This is a genomic window from Marinobacter bohaiensis (genome assembly GCF_003258515.1).
In the GTDB taxonomy this organism is placed as follows: Bacteria; Pseudomonadota; Gammaproteobacteria; order Pseudomonadales; family Oleiphilaceae; genus Marinobacter_A; species Marinobacter_A bohaiensis.
Map to the genome: position 1 here is coordinate 1 of NZ_QGEH01000006.1, position 14,775 is coordinate 14,775.

The following is a 14,775-nucleotide window of genomic DNA, read 5'->3' on the forward strand; positions in this document are numbered from 1 at the left end:
CGCTTCTCAACCTTGTCAACCGTTATTTTTCAGCGTTTTCGATGCTTCCGAAACCGCCGAATCGTTGCCGGCTGACCCGTTCAAGGTGGCGCGCATTTTACGCTGTTTCGCCACCCTGTCAACCGTTATTTTAGGACGCTTTTTGCGTCGCCGCCATCGCGGTTGACCGGACTCCTGAAGGCCGCTGCGTTTCCGCTGTGTGCCTCAGAAGTGGTGCGCATTCTACACGCCACCGGTGACCTGTAAAGCGCTTTTTTCGAATTTTCTTTCGCTCTTTCGGTTATCCGAAACAAGCCGCTCAAGCCGTGTACAGAAACACCCGAAAAAGCCGGTGAACCGATCATTTTTTCAACCATCTCGCCACTATCGCCATTTACGGGAGCACCCTCTTCTTTATGACTGCCAGGCTCCACACCTTTGCGGCAATGAACAGGATAACGAGAAAAGGTGACAGAAGGAGAGGAGCAGAGAAGGATCGTTGTAGCAGGGGGACTAAGCGGGGGATAGGAGAAGGAAACGCTACCCGCCCCTGGCGGATAGCGCTAGAGCCTGGCAGGTCAGACGTCCTCGCCCCCGCCACCAGTAACCGGTTTGGGCTTGCGAGCTTTACGCAACAGCGCCTGCACGGGACCGGATAACCCATAGACCAGAAAGCCGGCAAAGAGAACCGTCCCTGGGTCCAGCGTGATCACCACAAAAATCAGGACGACCACCAGGATTGCGGCAAACGGTACCTTCCCCTTGAGATCAAGGTCCTTGAAACTCCGGTAAAAGATGTTGCTGACCATCAGCACACCAGCGCCGCCAACCACCAGCACGGTCAGCACCTTGATCCAGAACTCCGGCGTCACATCGTGGAAGCACCACACGACACCGGCCACCACCGCCGCCGCCGAAGGGCTCGGCAACCCCACAAAGTACTTCTTGTCGACGGAGCCGATCTGGGTGTTGAACCGAGCAAGACGCAACGCCGCACCCGCCACGTAGATGAAGGTGATCGCCCAACCGAACTGGCCAAAGCCATTCATCAGCCAGAAAAAGGCCACCAGACCGGGCGCAACACCAAACGCCACCATATCCGCCAGGCTGTCGTACTCCTCGCCGAATTTACTCTGGGTGTTGGTCATCCGGGCGACACGACCGTCCAGACCGTCGAGGATCATGGACACAAAGATGGCAATCGCCGCTTTCTCAAACATGCCGTTGGCGGCTGAGACCATGGCAAAGAAGCCGGAGAAAAGGGATGCCGTCGTCAGAAGGTTGGGCAGCAGGTAGATCCCTTTACGGCGCACGCGGGCGCCCTCGACAACCTCTTCCTCAACCACCTCGCCGTCGTGCAGCGCCTCTTCCGTCGAAACCGATTCGGTTTCCTTTCCGCTCTTATCGTTCATTCCACATCTATCCAATTTGAATGCACACGGCATTATAGCCGATCCGGGTGGCCGCTCCGTCAAGTGACGGGCACGCAATTCGACGAATCCCCCCTGCCCCAACGAAAAAACGCGACCCGGAGGTCGCGTTTCTCTCGAACCAGCCGAAGCTTAGTTCTTATCCTTGTCGACGATCTTGTTGGCCGTGATCCAGGGCATCATGGAGCGCAGCTTCTCACCGACAGTCTCAATCTCGTGCGCCGCATTCTGACGACGACGCGCGGTCATGGACGGGTAGTTCGTGTTGCCTTCCTGGATGAACATCTTGGCGTACTCGCCGCTCTGGACACGCTTCAGTGCATTGCGCATGGCTTCGCGGGACTGCTCGTTGATGACTTCCGGGCCGGTCACGTACTCGCCATACTCCGCGTTGTTGGAGATGGAGTAGTTCATGTTGGCGATACCGCCTTCGTACATCAGGTCGACGATCAGCTTAAGCTCGTGCAGACACTCGAAGTATGCCATCTCCGGCGCGTAACCGGCTTCGGTCAGGGTCTCGAAACCGGCCTTGACCAGCTCAACGGTGCCACCACACAGAACGGCCTGCTCACCGAACAGGTCGGTTTCAGTTTCGTCCTGGAAGGTGGTTTCGATGATGCCGGTGCGGCCACCACCAATGGCACTGGCGTAGGACAGCGCGATGTTCTTGGCATTGCCGGAAGCGTCCTGGTGAATCGCAATCAGGTCCGGGATACCGCCACCACGGGTGAACTCGGTGCGTACGGTGTGACCCGGCGCCTTGGGGGCAATCATGATCACGTCCAGGTCGGCGCGCGCAACGATCTGGTTGTAGTGCACGTTGAAACCGTGAGCAAACGCCAGCACGCCGCCTTTCTTCAGGTTCGGCTCGATCTGACCCTCGTAGATGGCCTTCTGGTTCTCGTCCGGAGCCAGCACCATCACGATGTCGGCTTCCTTGGACGCGTCGGCGACGGATTTGACGGTCAGGCCGGCGGACTCAGCCTTGGCTGCGGAGGCAGAGCCCTCGCGCAGACCGACAACGACGTCTACACCGGACTCTTTCAGGTTGTTGGCATGCGCGTGACCCTGGGAGCCGTAGCCGACGATGGCCACTTTCTTGCCCTGGATGATGGAAAGGTCACAATCTTTGTCGTAATAAACCTGCATAACATTCCCCTACTATTAGGTATCGGACCGAGTCTCTATCGGTCACGATTCAATGAACAATTTCAATCAGATACTGAGTACTTTCTCGCCCCGGGCAATACCGGAAACACCGGAGCGCACGACTTCAAGCACACCCGTCTCGCCGACCGCCTGAATGAAGGCATCCAGCTTGTCGCTGTCTCCCGCCAGCTGGACGGTGTAAACCGTGCTGGTCACATCGACGATCTGGCCACGGAAGATATCAACGGTTCGCTTGATCTCGGCCCGCTGCGACCCGCTCGCCTTGAGCTTGATCAGCATCAGCTCACGCTCGATGTGTGAGCCTTCGGTGAGATCCACCAGCTTGACCACCTCGATCAGCTTGTTGAGCTGTTTGGTGATCTGCTCGATGACGCGATCCGAACCGGTCGTGGTGACCGTCAGGCGCGACAGGGTCTCGTCCTCGGTCGGAGCAACCGTCAGTGTCTCGATGTTGTAATTGCGCTGGGAAAACAACCCAACCACGCGGGACAGCGCGCCCGGCTCGTTTTCCAGCAAAACAGAAATGATTCGACGCATGGTGATCAGACCCTCTCCGTTTTGCTGAGCCACATATCCTTCATCGAGCCACGCGCCACCTGCATCGGGTAGACGTGCTCGTGTGGGTCAACATAAATGTCGAGGAAGACCAGCTTGTCTTTCATCGCAAAGGCTTCGCGCAGCTTCGGCTCCAGATCTTCCTTGCGGTCGATGCGGATACCGACGTGGCCATACGCTTCCGCCAGCTTGATGAAATCCGGCAGCGATTCCATGTAGGACTGCGAGTGACGGGATTCGTAGTTCATGTCCTGCCACTGCTTCACCATCCCCAGAGCCTGGTTATTCAGGTTGACCACCTTGACCGGCAGGTTGTACTGGTTACAGGTACTCAGCTCCTGGATATTCATCTGGATGCTGCCCTCACCGGTCACGCAGATCACGTCGTCATCGGGATAGCTCAGCTTGACGCCCATCGCAGCCGGCAGACCAAAGCCCATCGTGCCCAGGCCGCCGGAGTTGATCCAGCGATTGGGCTTGTCGAACTTGTAGTACTGGGCCGTGAACATCTGGTGCTGGCCGACATCGGTGGTGACGAACGCCTTGCCGTCGGTGATACGGCACAGCGCCTCAACCACTTCCTGCGGCTTGATGTACTCGTCGCTCTTCTCATAGCGCATGCCATGGAAGGCGCGCCACTCGTCGATCTGTTTCCACCAGGCTTTCAGCGCATCCTTGTCCGGTTTTTCCTTTGTCTCCTTGACCAGCGACACCATTTCTTTCAACACGGTGTCCACCGGGCCGACGATGGGCACGTCCGCTTCGACGGTCTTGGAGATGGAGGCCGGATCGATATCGATATGGATGATCCGCGCCCCGGGACAGAACTTCTCCGTGGCATTGGTCACCCGGTCATCGAAACGGGCACCGACTGCCAGGATCAGGTCGGAATGATGCATCGCCATGTTGGATTCATAGCTGCCGTGCATCCCCAGCCAACCCAGCGACTGCTTGTCGGAGGCCGGGAAACAGCCAATCCCCATCAGCGTCGTCGTGACCGGATGCCCCAGCAGGTGCGCCAGTTCCGTCAGTTGATCGGACGCCTTCCCCAGCACCACACCACCACCGGCGTAGATGATGGGGCGCTTGGCCGCCAGCATCATTTCCGCCGCCTTGCGGATCTGACCGGAATGGCCGCGCACCGCCGGATTGTATGAGCGCAGCTTGACCTTTTTGGGGAAGCTGTACTCATAACGCTCGTTGGGCGTGGTCATGTCTTTGGGGATATCCACAACCACCGGGCCAGGACGACCGGTGGCGGCAATGTAATACGCCTTGCGGATGACTTCGGGGATCTCGGACGGATGCCGCACGGACATGTTGTGCTTAACGACCGGCCGGGAAACACCGATCATGTCGGTTTCCTGGAAGGCATCCTCGCCGATCAGCGTGGACGCCACCTGGCCACACAGCACGACCATGGGAATCGAATCCATGAACGCGGTTGCGATACCGGTGATGGTATTGGTGGCACCCGGACCGGAGGTGACGAGCACCGTGCCGGGCTTGCCGCTGGCTCGTGCGTAGCCGTCCGCCATATGCACGGCGGCCTGCTCATGACGAACCAGGATGTGTTTGACCTTGTCCTGCCTGAACAGGGCGTCATAGATATGCAGCGCTGCTCCACCCGGATAACCGTAGATGTACTCGATCCCCTCATCCTGCAGGGAACGAATCAGCATGTCTGCGCCAGACAATAACTCCACTTTCTCTACCCTCTCTATAGAGTGAATGTGCCGGACTGAGCCGGTCTGCCTGGGGATCCGATGCATCGCTTCTTGTGGAAGCCGGACCGGACATTCCACCACACCGAGTGACGCAGAGGTTGTCTCCTGGCCAACCGAACCTCCTGAGGGTGCCGGAGGACGGCCAATCAACGGACTGTTGCGAGATGCTGAACAGCCCTGTCACGCGGGACGCGCAATTAAGTTCAGTGTGGTAATCAACGGGGATACTGCTCGGGATTGCCTGCCGTATTCACCCCTGTTTTCAGGCAATCGCCAATTGTGACAGCGGGAAATGTCCTGTCAATAGCACCGCATCGCCAAAAGGCGCGCAACACGCGCTTTCCCGGCGATTCGTTCGTCCCGTTTCCAGCGGCGGAGCCGTTAGCCAACGCACAGATTTCAGCTAATCTTGAGCACAAGGCGACAACCCGTGGCAGAATGGGGCCAGTCGATGGGTAGCCATCGGTCGCAATGGATTACCGGGCTCACAGAAAACAGGTAGTACCCGCATGAAAATTTCAGGACTTCTGCTCAGTTTGATCATCGCCTTCGGCGCCATGAGCGTCCAGGCCGAATCCGTCTACAAATGGACAGACGACGAAGGCGTCACCCACTTCGGCGACCGCCAGCCGACCGGCAAAACCAGCGAAACGGTCGATGTGCGCTCGGGCACCAGCCGCTCCAGCGACCAGGCCAGCCCGCAGGAACAGGTACAAGCCATGGATGAGGCTCGCGAAGAGCAGGCCGAGAAAGACAAACTGACCCGTCAGGAAGAAGCGATTGCCAAACAGCGCCAGAAGAACTGCGAAATCGCCAAGGCCAACCTCAACACCCTGAACAGCCACGCGCGCATCAAGGTCCGGGAAGGTGGCGAGGAGCGTTTCCTGACGCCGGAAGAAATCCAGACGAAGAGAGCCGAGTTCGAGAAGATCGCGAACGAGGACTGCCAGGACTGATCAGCCCCGGGGCGGGTGATAGACCGCCTCGCAACCTCTTCCGAACCATAAGAAAGGGGCCTTGTCGCAAGGCCCCTTTCTGGTTTCAGGTTGAATTAACAACCGCGGCTAGTGAGCTTGGGCGGTGAATCCCAGACCTTCGCCCTCCACCTCGGCGACGATCTGCGCGCCCGCGCTGAATTCGCCGTTGAGCAGACGCTGCGCCAGCGGGTTTTCGATCAGGCGCTGGATAGCCCGCTTCAGGGGCCGCGCACCGTAGACCGGATCGTAGCCCACCTCGCACAGCCGGTTCATGGCCGCATCGGTCAGCGTCAGTGTCATCTCCTGCTCGCGCAGACGGCGGTTGAGCGAGTCGATCTGGATCCGGGCGATGCCATGGATCTGATCCTGCGCCAGCGGGTGGAACACCACCACCTCATCCACACGGTTGATGAACTCCGGCCGGAAATGGTTGCCGACCACTTCCATGACCGCGTTCTTCATCGGCTCATACTCCTCTTCCCCGGCCATGGTCTGGATCAGGTCCGAGCCCAGGTTCGAGGTCATCACGATCACGGTGTTGCGGAAGTCCACGGTGCGTCCCTGACCATCGGTGAGACGGCCATCCTCCAGCACCTGCAACAGGATGTTGAACACGTCCGGGTGGGCCTTCTCCACTTCATCCAGCAGCAAGACGGAATACGGCCGCCGGCGCACCGCCTCGGTCAGGTAGCCGCCTTCCTCGTAGCCGACGTAGCCGGGAGGCGCACCGATCAGTCGGGCCACGGAGTGCTTCTCCATGAACTCCGACATATCGATGCGCACCATGGCCTCCTCGGTATCGAACAGGAACGAGGCCAGCGATTTGCACAGCTCGGTCTTGCCCACGCCGGTCGGTCCCAGGAACAGGAAAGACCCGTTGGGCCGGTTCGGGTCGGACAGGCCGGCCCGGGATCGGCGCACCGCGTTGGCCACCGCTTCCACCGCCTCGTCCTGGCCGATCACCCGCTGATGCAGCGCCTCTTCCATGCGCATCAGCTTGTCGCGCTCGCCTTCCAGCATCTTGGACACCGGAATGCCGGTCCACTTGGAAACGATCTCCGCGATCTCCTCGTCGGTGACGCGGTTACGCAGCAGCTTCATTTCCATCATCTCGGCCTGGCTCGCCATATCCAGCTGGCGCTCGAGTTCCGGGATGCGGCCATACTGCAGCTCCGACATCTTGCCCAGGTCGCCAGTACGGCGCGCGTTCTCCAGGTCGATGCGCGCCTGCTCCAGCTGGCTCTTGATCTTCTGGGAGCCGTGCAACGCCGCCTTCTCGGTGTTCCAGACCTCTTCCAGGTCCGCGTATTCACGCTCGACCCCGGTGATAACGTCGCTCAGCTCGGTCAACCGCTTCTTGGAGGCGGCGTCGGTTTCTTTCTTCAACGCTTCCCGCTCGATCTTGAGCTGAATCAGCCGGCGCTCCAGACGATCCAGCGCTTCCGGTTTGGAGTCCATCTCCATGCGGATCTGGCTGGCCGCCTCGTCCACCAGGTCGATGGCCTTGTCCGGCAACTGGCGATCGGTAATGTAGCGATGCGACAGCTTGGCGGCAGCGATGATGGCGCCGTCCGTTACTTCCACACCGTGGTGCACTTCGTAGCGCTCTTTCAGCCCGCGCAGGATGGCGATGGTGTCTTCTTCGTTGGGCTCGGTAACCAGCACCTTCTGGAACCGGCGTTCCAGGGCCGCGTCCTTCTCAATGTTCTCACGGTACTCGTCCAGGGTGGTGGCGCCGACACAGTGCAGCTCGCCCCGGGCCAGGGCCGGCTTGAGCATATTGCCCGCATCCATGGAGCCTTCCGCCTTGCCGGCCCCCACCATGGTGTGGATCTCATCGATGAACAGGATGATCTGACCTTCCTGTTTGGACAGCTCGTTGAGCACCGCCTTCAGCCGCTCCTCGAACTCGCCGCGGAACTTGGCGCCAGCGATCAGGGCGCCCATGTCCAGAGCCAGCACCTGCTTGTCTTTCAGGCCGTCGGGCACCTCGCCGTTAACGATGCGCTGCGCCAGCCCCTCAACAATGGCGGTCTTGCCCACGCCCGGCTCGCCAATCAGCACCGGGTTGTTCTTGCGACGACGCTGCAGAACCTGGATGGTGCGGCGAATCTCATCATCCCGGCCGATCACCGGATCCAGCTTGCCGGCCTCGGCGCGCTCGGTCAGATCGATGGTGTATTTCGACAGGGCCTGGCGGTTTTCCTCGGCCGAGGCGTCGTTGACGGACTCTCCGCCGCGCACCTCGTCGATGGCCTTTTCCAGGGCCTTACGGTCGATGTTGTGTTCACGCAGCACCCTTCCCAGCGTGCCCCGATCCTCCAGGGCCGCCAGCAGTACCAGTTCGCTGGAAATGAACTGGTCCTTGCGCTGCTGGGCCAGTTTATCGGCAATGTTGAACAGCCGGCCCAGATCGTTCGACATGGCGACATCGCCCGCCGAGCCCTTTACCTCCGGCAGGTTCTCGATTTCCCGGGCCACGGCCTGGGTCAGGCGCGCCGGATCGGCGCCCACCTGCTTGAGCAGCGGTTTGATGGCACTGGCATCCTGATCCAGCATGGCCTGCATCAGGTGCAGCGGTTCAATGAAATTGTGATCCTTGCCGACCGCAATGGACTGGGCGTCCGCCAGCGCGGTCTGCAGACGACTGGTTAATTTGTCGATTCGCATGATGTGTCCTCAATTCGTCATGACGCGCCGGTTGCAGGAGGCCTCACAGTCGGCCTCTGGCGCTTAGCTTTGTCTTAAATGTAGGGGCGGGGGTGAGGACTTCAAGCAGGGAAGGAAGAAAACTGGCCGGGCTTTGCGCCCTGTCAACCCCGGAGGCGACAGGGCCGGCACAAAGCCCGGAAAGAGGACATCACTCGAGCCAGATCAGGCTCGCCATCCGGCCGGTCTGGCCGTCTCGACGGTAGGAGTAGAAACGCTCGATATCGCTGTAGGTGCAGTATTCACCGCCGTAGATCTGGCCCTCTGGAACACCGGCTTTCAGCAGCCGCGCGCGAGCCAGTGCACACAGGTCCGCCAGGAAATACCCGGGGCGCACCGACGGCTGGATGGCTCGCACCAGTGCCGGATCTTCCTCGACAAAGACATCCCGGACTTCCGGCCCCACCTGGAAGGCATCCTGCCCAATGGCCGGCCCCAGCCAGACCCGGACGGATCCCGGTGAGGGGAACGCCGCCAGCGTATTCTCCAAAACCCCGCCGGCCAGCCCGCGCCAGCCGGCGTGTGCGGCGGCAATCTGGTCGCCGGCCTGGGAGCAGAACAGTGCCGGCAGGCAGTCGGCGGTCAGGATCGCGCAAACCGTCCGGCGCTCGCGCGTCCAGGCGGCGTCGGCTTCGCTCCCCGCGTCGCCGGGAAGCTGTACCAGGTCGGTGCCGTGAACCTGCCGGATCCAGCCAAACGAATCGTTCGGCATCCCCAGAGCGTCCGCCAGGCGGGCGCGGTTTTCAGCCACAGACTTCGGCTCGTCGCCCACATGATCCCCCAGGTTCAGGGATTTGAAAGGAGCCTCACTAACACCGCCAAAGCGCGTGGTCACTACTGCGCGAACTCCGGGCGGCGTCGGCCAGTCCGGGATCAGCAGAGGCAGGCTCATAAAGCCTCCTGCTCACGGGCGTGGGCGCGCAAGGCCTCGACCAGCGCCGTCATATCCTCGGGCAGTGGTGCTTCCCAGGTCATCTCTTCGCCGCTTGCCGGGTGCATCAGCGTAAGCCGGCGGGCGTGCAGGGCCTGGCGCTGAAATCCACGCAGCACATCCTGAAGCTCCGGCGTACACCCTTTCGGCAGCTGCATGCGACCGCCGTAGACCGGGTCACCCACCAGCGGATGACGGATGTGCGCCATGTGGACGCGGATCTGATGGGTGCGCCCGCTTTCCAGTTTGCAGCGGACGTGCGTGTGAGACGGAAAACGCTCAACCAGCCGGTAATGGGTCACCGCCGGCTTGCCGTCGGGCACCACGGCCATTTTCTTGCGCTGGGTCGGATGGCGACCAATCGGCGCATCCACCACGCTCCCGCCGGTGACCGTTCCCACCATGACGGCGTCATACTCGCGCCCCATGGTGCGCTCCTGCAACTGGTCCACCAGCGAGGTGTGGGCAATGAGGCTGCGCGCCACCACCATCAGACCGCTGGTATCCTTGTCCAGGCGGTGAACGATGCCGGCCCGGGGCAGCTTGTCCACCTCGGGCGCGTGATGCAGCACGGCGTTGACGAGCGTCCCCGCCGCATGGCCCGCTGCGGGATGCACCACCAGGCCCGCCGGCTTGTTGATCACCAGCAAATGCTCGTCTTCGTAGACGATGTCCAGCGAGATGGACTCCGCCTCCCAGGCCACCTGGACTTCGGGTTCGGCGTCCACGGCAATGACGTCCCCCAGCATGACCTTGTCCCGCGGTTTGCGCGTGCGGCCGTTGACGGTGAGGTTGCCGTCCTTGATCCAGCCCTGGATGCGGGAGCGGGAATGCTCCGGCATGAGCTCGGCCACAGCCTGGTCAAGCCTGCGGTCGCTGAGTTCGGCCGGCACTTCGAATTCGCCGCTGATTCGGTCTGCTGCGGTCATTCAATCCCCTGAAGTTCTGCTAAAACATGTTTGCACCCTGCACAACACCGGGAAGGGTCGTTACAATGGCGCTCGGTCACTCATTATACGGGATTCAGGCATGAGATCAGGTTTTCGCTTGTTGCTGCTGTCGATCGTGCTGGTCACAGCCGGCTGTGCTTCCAACTCACCCCAGGAAGAGGTCCTGCCGGAAAAGACCTATTACGAGGAGGCCCGCTCGGCCATGAACTCCGGCAACTTCAATGAAGCCGAGCAGAACCTGGAGTACCTGGAAACCTACTATCCATTCGGCCGCTACGCCGAACAGGCTCAACTGGACCTGATCTACGCCCGCTTCCAGAACCTGGACCTGGAAGGCGCCCGCGCGGCGGCCGACCGTTTCCTGCGCCTGAACCCGCAGAGCGAGCACGCAGACTACGCGCTCTACATGCGCGGTCTGGCCTCCTACAACATGGACATCAGTCTGGCGGGCAAATTCTTCCCCATCGACATCAGCGAGCGCGACCCGGGAGAACAGCGCCAGGCTTTCCGCGATTTTTCCGAGTTGCTCAACCGCTACCCTCAAAGCGACTACGCGCCCGATGCCCGCCAGCGCATGATTGCCATCCGCAACCGCCTGGCCAAACTGGAACTGAACGCCGGGCAGTACTACATCAAGCGTCAGGCGTACATCGCGGCCAATAACCGGGCACGCTACATTGTCGAGAACTTCCCGAACACCCCGGTGGTGGAAGACGCCCTGAAGATGCTGATCGACACCTATCGCTACCTGGACCTGAACAAGGCGGCCGAAGACGCCACCGCGCTGCTGGCCATCAACTACCCCAACAGCGATGCCTTTGACGAAAACATGACCTATCAGCCGAGCACCATCAAGCACGAAGAGCGCTCACTGACCAGCGTCATTACCTTCGGCCTGGTGGGCGACGAGTAAAAGCCGTCAGTGTTCCGGGGGCCGGTCAGGACCGGCCCCTGCCCCACCTTACTTGCCCAGTTTCCAGCCGTTGGTGATCGGATAGCGCCGATCCTTACCGAATCCCCGCTCTGAAATCCGCACGCCGATCGGCGCCTGCCGGCGTTTGTACTCGTTGATGTCCACCAGTCGTACGACCCGTTCTACGTCGGCGCGCTCGAAACCGTCCGCAATGATCGCTTCCGCGCTCAGGTCCCGCTCGATGTAGCGGTGCAGGATGTCATCCAGCACGTCGTAGCCCGGCAGGCTGTCCTCATCCTTCTGGTCCGGCGCCAGCTCCGCGGACGGCGGACGGGTGATCACCCGCTCAGGGATCACCGGCGACTGGGTATTTCGGTAGGTCGCCAATCGATAGACCAGGGTCTTGGGCACGTCCTTGAGCGCATCGAAACCACCGGCCATATCCCCGTACAGCGTCGAGTAGCCCACCGCCATCTCGCTCTTGTTACCGGTGGTCAGCACCAGTGAACGGAACTTGTTGGACAGGGACATCAGCAGCACACCGCGCAGACGGGCCTGCAGATTCTCCTCGGTGGTGTCCGGCTGCGTCCCTTCGAACGGTGCCGACAGCGCCTGCATGTAGGCATCGTACATGGGCTCGATGGAGAACACGTCGTACTGGACGCCAAGGGCTTTGGCCTGTCCGGCGGCGTCCTCCAGACTCATATCGGAGGTGTAGCGGAACGGCATCATCACCGCCCTCACCCGGTCCTTGCCGAGGGCATCGGCCGCCACCGCCAGGGTCACCGCCGAATCGATGCCGCCGGAAAGCCCCAGCACCACCGACTTGAAGCCGTTCTTGTTGACGTAATCCCGAACGCCCAGCACCAGCGCCTTGTAGACGTTCTCTTCCAGGCTCGGCTCCGGGATCGGCGAGCGAGTCGTCGGCTGGCAATGGTGATCCACCAGGAAATCGACCGGGTACAGCCCTTCGGCGAACTGCGGCACCTCCACCGCCAGTTCACCGGAGTGGTCATAGACCAGCGAGCCACCGTCGAAGACCAGCTCGTCCTGGCCACCCACCAGATTCACGTAAACGATACTGACGTTGTTGTCCCGGGAGCGGCGCTCCAGCAGCGCCTTGCGGCGGGCCTGCTTGCCCATGTCGTAGGGCGAGGCATTGAGGTTGAGGATCAGCCGGGCGCCCGCCGCGGCCGCCTGCTCAACGGGGCCGTCGGTCCAGATGTCCTCACACACGGTCAGGCCCACCGGCACCCCTTTGATCATCGTCACACAGGGTTCGGTGCCTGCCGCGAAATAACGCACCTCGTCAAAGACCTGATAGTTGGGCAGTTGCTGCTTGAGATAGGACGCCTGAACAGCCCCTTCCTCAATGACCACGGCCGCGTTGAACAGAAGTCCGCCGCGCCGGATTGGCGTGCCCACCACCAGCGCCGCCGGCAGGCGGGCCTGGGCCAGACGGTCGAGCGCCTCCGCCACCCGGCCATCCAGACTCGGGCGCAACAGCAGATCTTCCGGCGGGTAGCCGGTCAGCGACAGCTCCGGGAACACCACGATGTCCGCCTGCTGCTCGTCCACCGCCTGCCGCGCGGCCGCCAGCATGCGGTCGGCGTTACCGGGAATATCACCCACCAGGAAATCCACCTGGGCCATGGTGACTCGCAAACGTTGGCCGGGCGGCTTATCAGTCTGACCGGAATTCATGCCTCTCTCCTGTCCACAAGCGGGTTTAAACCGCTATTATACCTGCGAATCCTGAATCGCTTCGACCACCGACCGGCTTATCCAGCAACCCATGATGATGACGGACAGTCCGCCCACGGCACAGACCGACTCTTTCCCTTTCCAGCAAAGCCAGCGCCCGCGCCTGTTCCGCATCTATAACCATTACCGGCTGGTGATCAGCCTGATCCTGACCGGGCTGCTGTTCATCGACCCCGGCACCCTGGACACCAAATTCCGCCTGCCCGAGATCTACCAGATCTGCGTGCTAATCTACCTCACGCTGAACGTTTTCACCGCGCTCATGCTGTTCACCGGTTTCCGGCCACGGCAACGGCACATCACGCTGTCGATACTGATCGACATCGTGGCGCTGCACAGCCTGCTTTTCTTCAGCGTTGGCATGACCAGCGGCCTGGCCAACCTGATCATTGTCACCGTAGCGGCCGGTAACATCCTGACGCCGAGCCGCGTGGGTCTGTTCTATGCGGCCCTGGCCGCCATCGGGTCGTTGGGCGTCGCCGGCTGGGCCGCCCTCACCCTCGACACCAACGCCGACGAAGTGGTCCGCGCAGGCTCCCTGGGCATCCTCTATTTCGCCGCCGCATTCCTGCTCCAGAGCATCACCCGGCGAATGATCCGCAGCGAACAGCTCGCCAGCTCACGGGCTCGCAGCCTGCACGAGCTGGAGCAGATCAACCAGCAGATCATCCAGCGCATGCGCACCGGCATCATGGTGACCGACCGGTTCGGCCAGCTGCGTCTGGCCAACGCGGCGGCCCACGAACTGCTGTTTGGCGACAGCGGCCAGACCCAACCCGTCCAGCACCTGCCGGAACCGCTCAAGGAACGCCTGGACCAGTGGCTCGAGTTCCCCGGAACGCGGACCGAGCCGTTCCAGGCCGCCCCTGTCGCGCCCATGTTGCAGGCCAACTTTACCCGGCTGCACCAGGAACGCGGCGACCTGATCCTGATCTTCATTGAGGACATGAGCAAGGTGACGCTCCAGGCCCAGCAAATGAAACTTGCCTCCCTGGGCCGACTGACAGCGGGCATTGCCCACGAGATCCGCAATCCACTGGGCGCCATCAGCCACGCCGCCCAACTGCTGAACGAATCCCCCAACTGCGACGCCGCAGACCGCAAGATGGTGGACATCATCCAGCGTCACTCGCGCCGCGTGAACGGCATCATTGAGAACGTGCTGGATCTGTCCCGTCGGCGCCCGGCCAACACCGAACTGGTCGATATCAACGAGTGGCTGGCCGAACTGGTGGACGACTACCGACAGGGCGTCGGTGGAGACCGTGAACGGAGCCCTGACATTACCCTCGTTTTGCCGGACAATGCCCCTCCGGCCCGCTTCGACCGGAGTCAGATGGCGCAGGTGCTGGTCAACCTCTGCGACAATGGCCTGCGCTACAGCGAGATACACAGCGGAAAGGCCTGTCTGGGCATTACGGTCGGCGTCACCAGCGACGGCGAGCGCAGCTACATCGATATCCAGGACGCGGGCCCCGGGATCGACGATGAAAAGAAAGAGCATATTTTCGAGCCCTTTTTCACCACCGACCAGAGCGGCACCGGTCTGGGGCTCTACCTGGCGCGGGAACTCTGCGAAGCCAACCAGGCCCACCTGGCGCTACTCGACAATGAACAGCCGGGCTGCTGCTTCCGCATTACCTTCGCGCATCATCGCCGCCTGATCTGAT

At 61.4% G+C, this 14,775-nt stretch carries 11 protein-coding genes; 3 read left to right on the forward strand and 8 right to left on the reverse strand.

Features of this window, described 5'->3' with window-relative positions:
- Positions 1-557: 557 nt before the first annotated feature.
- From pssA to DKK67_RS19310, 4 genes are all read right to left on the reverse strand, one after another.
- Positions 558-1,391 (reverse strand): CDP-diacylglycerol--serine O-phosphatidyltransferase, encoded by an 834-nt coding sequence (gene pssA / locus DKK67_RS19295; protein WP_111498166.1) that lies wholly within the window; start codon positions 1,389-1,391, stop codon positions 558-560.
- Positions 1,392-1,541: 150 nt separating this feature from the next.
- Entirely contained in the window at positions 1,542-2,558 is a 1,017-nt protein-coding gene (ilvC, locus tag DKK67_RS19300; RefSeq protein WP_111498167.1) for a ketol-acid reductoisomerase, read from the reverse strand.
- Positions 2,559-2,624: 66 nt separating this feature from the next.
- Positions 2,625-3,116 carry an acetolactate synthase small subunit gene (ilvN, locus tag DKK67_RS19305; RefSeq protein WP_111498168.1) on the reverse strand — a complete coding sequence of 164 codons (492 nt, stop codon included), beginning with the start codon at positions 3,114-3,116 and terminating at the stop codon, positions 2,625-2,627.
- A 5-nt stretch (positions 3,117-3,121) separates the two neighbouring features.
- Complete coding sequence (locus DKK67_RS19310) at positions 3,122-4,840, reverse strand: acetolactate synthase 3 large subunit (protein WP_111498169.1); 1,719 nt, start codon at positions 4,838-4,840, stop codon at positions 3,122-3,124.
- A 530-nt stretch (positions 4,841-5,370) separates the two neighbouring features.
- On the opposite strand from DKK67_RS19310, the gene DKK67_RS19315 reads away from it, so the two are divergent.
- Positions 5,371-5,817, forward strand: coding sequence for a DUF4124 domain-containing protein (locus DKK67_RS19315; RefSeq protein ID WP_111498170.1), 447 nt, complete (start codon positions 5,371-5,373; stop codon positions 5,815-5,817).
- Between the two features lie 108 nt (positions 5,818-5,925).
- Here DKK67_RS19315 and clpB read toward each other — a convergent pair whose 3' ends face one another.
- The 3 genes from clpB to rluD form a co-directional block, all read right to left on the reverse strand.
- On the reverse strand, positions 5,926-8,508 hold the full coding sequence (clpB, locus tag DKK67_RS19320; protein ID WP_111498171.1) for an ATP-dependent chaperone ClpB: 2,583 nt from the start codon (positions 8,506-8,508) through the stop codon (positions 5,926-5,928).
- A 190-nt stretch (positions 8,509-8,698) separates the two neighbouring features.
- Entirely contained in the window at positions 8,699-9,439 is a 741-nt protein-coding gene (pgeF, locus tag DKK67_RS19325) for a peptidoglycan editing factor PgeF (protein ID WP_111498172.1), read from the reverse strand.
- Positions 9,436-10,407: a 23S rRNA pseudouridine(1911/1915/1917) synthase RluD gene (rluD, locus tag DKK67_RS19330; RefSeq protein ID WP_111498173.1), complete on the reverse strand. Its 972-nt coding sequence runs from the start codon at positions 10,405-10,407 to the stop codon at positions 9,436-9,438. Before rluD ends, pgeF begins: the two co-directional genes overlap by 4 nt.
- Positions 10,408-10,507: 100 nt before the next feature.
- Between rluD and DKK67_RS19335 the strand changes: the two genes are divergently transcribed.
- The gene (locus DKK67_RS19335) at positions 10,508-11,341 is read left to right on the forward strand and encodes an outer membrane protein assembly factor BamD (RefSeq protein WP_111498174.1); all 834 of its coding nucleotides are present in this window, start codon (positions 10,508-10,510) and stop codon (positions 11,339-11,341) included.
- 48 nt (positions 11,342-11,389) lie between these two features.
- Here DKK67_RS19335 and DKK67_RS19340 read toward each other — a convergent pair whose 3' ends face one another.
- Complete coding sequence (locus DKK67_RS19340; protein ID WP_111498175.1) at positions 11,390-13,045, reverse strand: NAD+ synthase; 1,656 nt, start codon at positions 13,043-13,045, stop codon at positions 11,390-11,392.
- A 97-nt stretch (positions 13,046-13,142) separates the two neighbouring features.
- On the opposite strand from DKK67_RS19340, the gene DKK67_RS19345 reads away from it, so the two are divergent.
- Positions 13,143-14,774 carry a sensor histidine kinase gene (locus DKK67_RS19345; protein WP_407657900.1) on the forward strand — a complete coding sequence of 544 codons (1,632 nt, stop codon included), beginning with the start codon at positions 13,143-13,145 and terminating at the stop codon, positions 14,772-14,774.
- Position 14,775 lies beyond the last annotated feature (1 nt).

What these genes read in the sequence shown, in the direction of transcription:
- pssA (WP_111498166.1), bottom strand. Translation starts at nt 1,391, where the DNA reads ATGAACGATAAGAGCGGAAAGGAAACCGAATCGGTTTCGACGGAAGAG.
- ilvC (WP_111498167.1), bottom strand. Translation starts at nt 2,558, where the DNA reads ATGCAGGTTTATTACGACAAAGATTGTGACCTTTCCATCATCCAGGGC.
- ilvN (WP_111498168.1), bottom strand. Translation starts at nt 3,116, where the DNA reads ATGCGTCGAATCATTTCTGTTTTGCTGGAAAACGAGCCGGGCGCGCTG.
- DKK67_RS19315 (WP_111498170.1), top strand. Translation starts at nt 5,371, where the DNA reads ATGAAAATTTCAGGACTTCTGCTCAGTTTGATCATCGCCTTCGGCGCC.
- clpB (WP_111498171.1), bottom strand. Translation starts at nt 8,508, where the DNA reads ATGCGAATCGACAAATTAACCAGTCGTCTGCAGACCGCGCTGGCGGAC.
- pgeF (WP_111498172.1), bottom strand. Translation starts at nt 9,439, where the DNA reads ATGAGCCTGCCTCTGCTGATCCCGGACTGGCCGACGCCGCCCGGAGTT.
- rluD (WP_111498173.1), bottom strand. Translation starts at nt 10,407, where the DNA reads ATGACCGCAGCAGACCGAATCAGCGGCGAATTCGAAGTGCCGGCCGAA.
- DKK67_RS19335 (WP_111498174.1), top strand. Translation starts at nt 10,508, where the DNA reads ATGAGATCAGGTTTTCGCTTGTTGCTGCTGTCGATCGTGCTGGTCACA.
- DKK67_RS19340 (WP_111498175.1), bottom strand. Translation starts at nt 13,045, where the DNA reads ATGAATTCCGGTCAGACTGATAAGCCGCCCGGCCAACGTTTGCGAGTC.
- DKK67_RS19345 (WP_407657900.1), top strand. Translation starts at nt 13,143, where the DNA reads ATGACGGACAGTCCGCCCACGGCACAGACCGACTCTTTCCCTTTCCAG.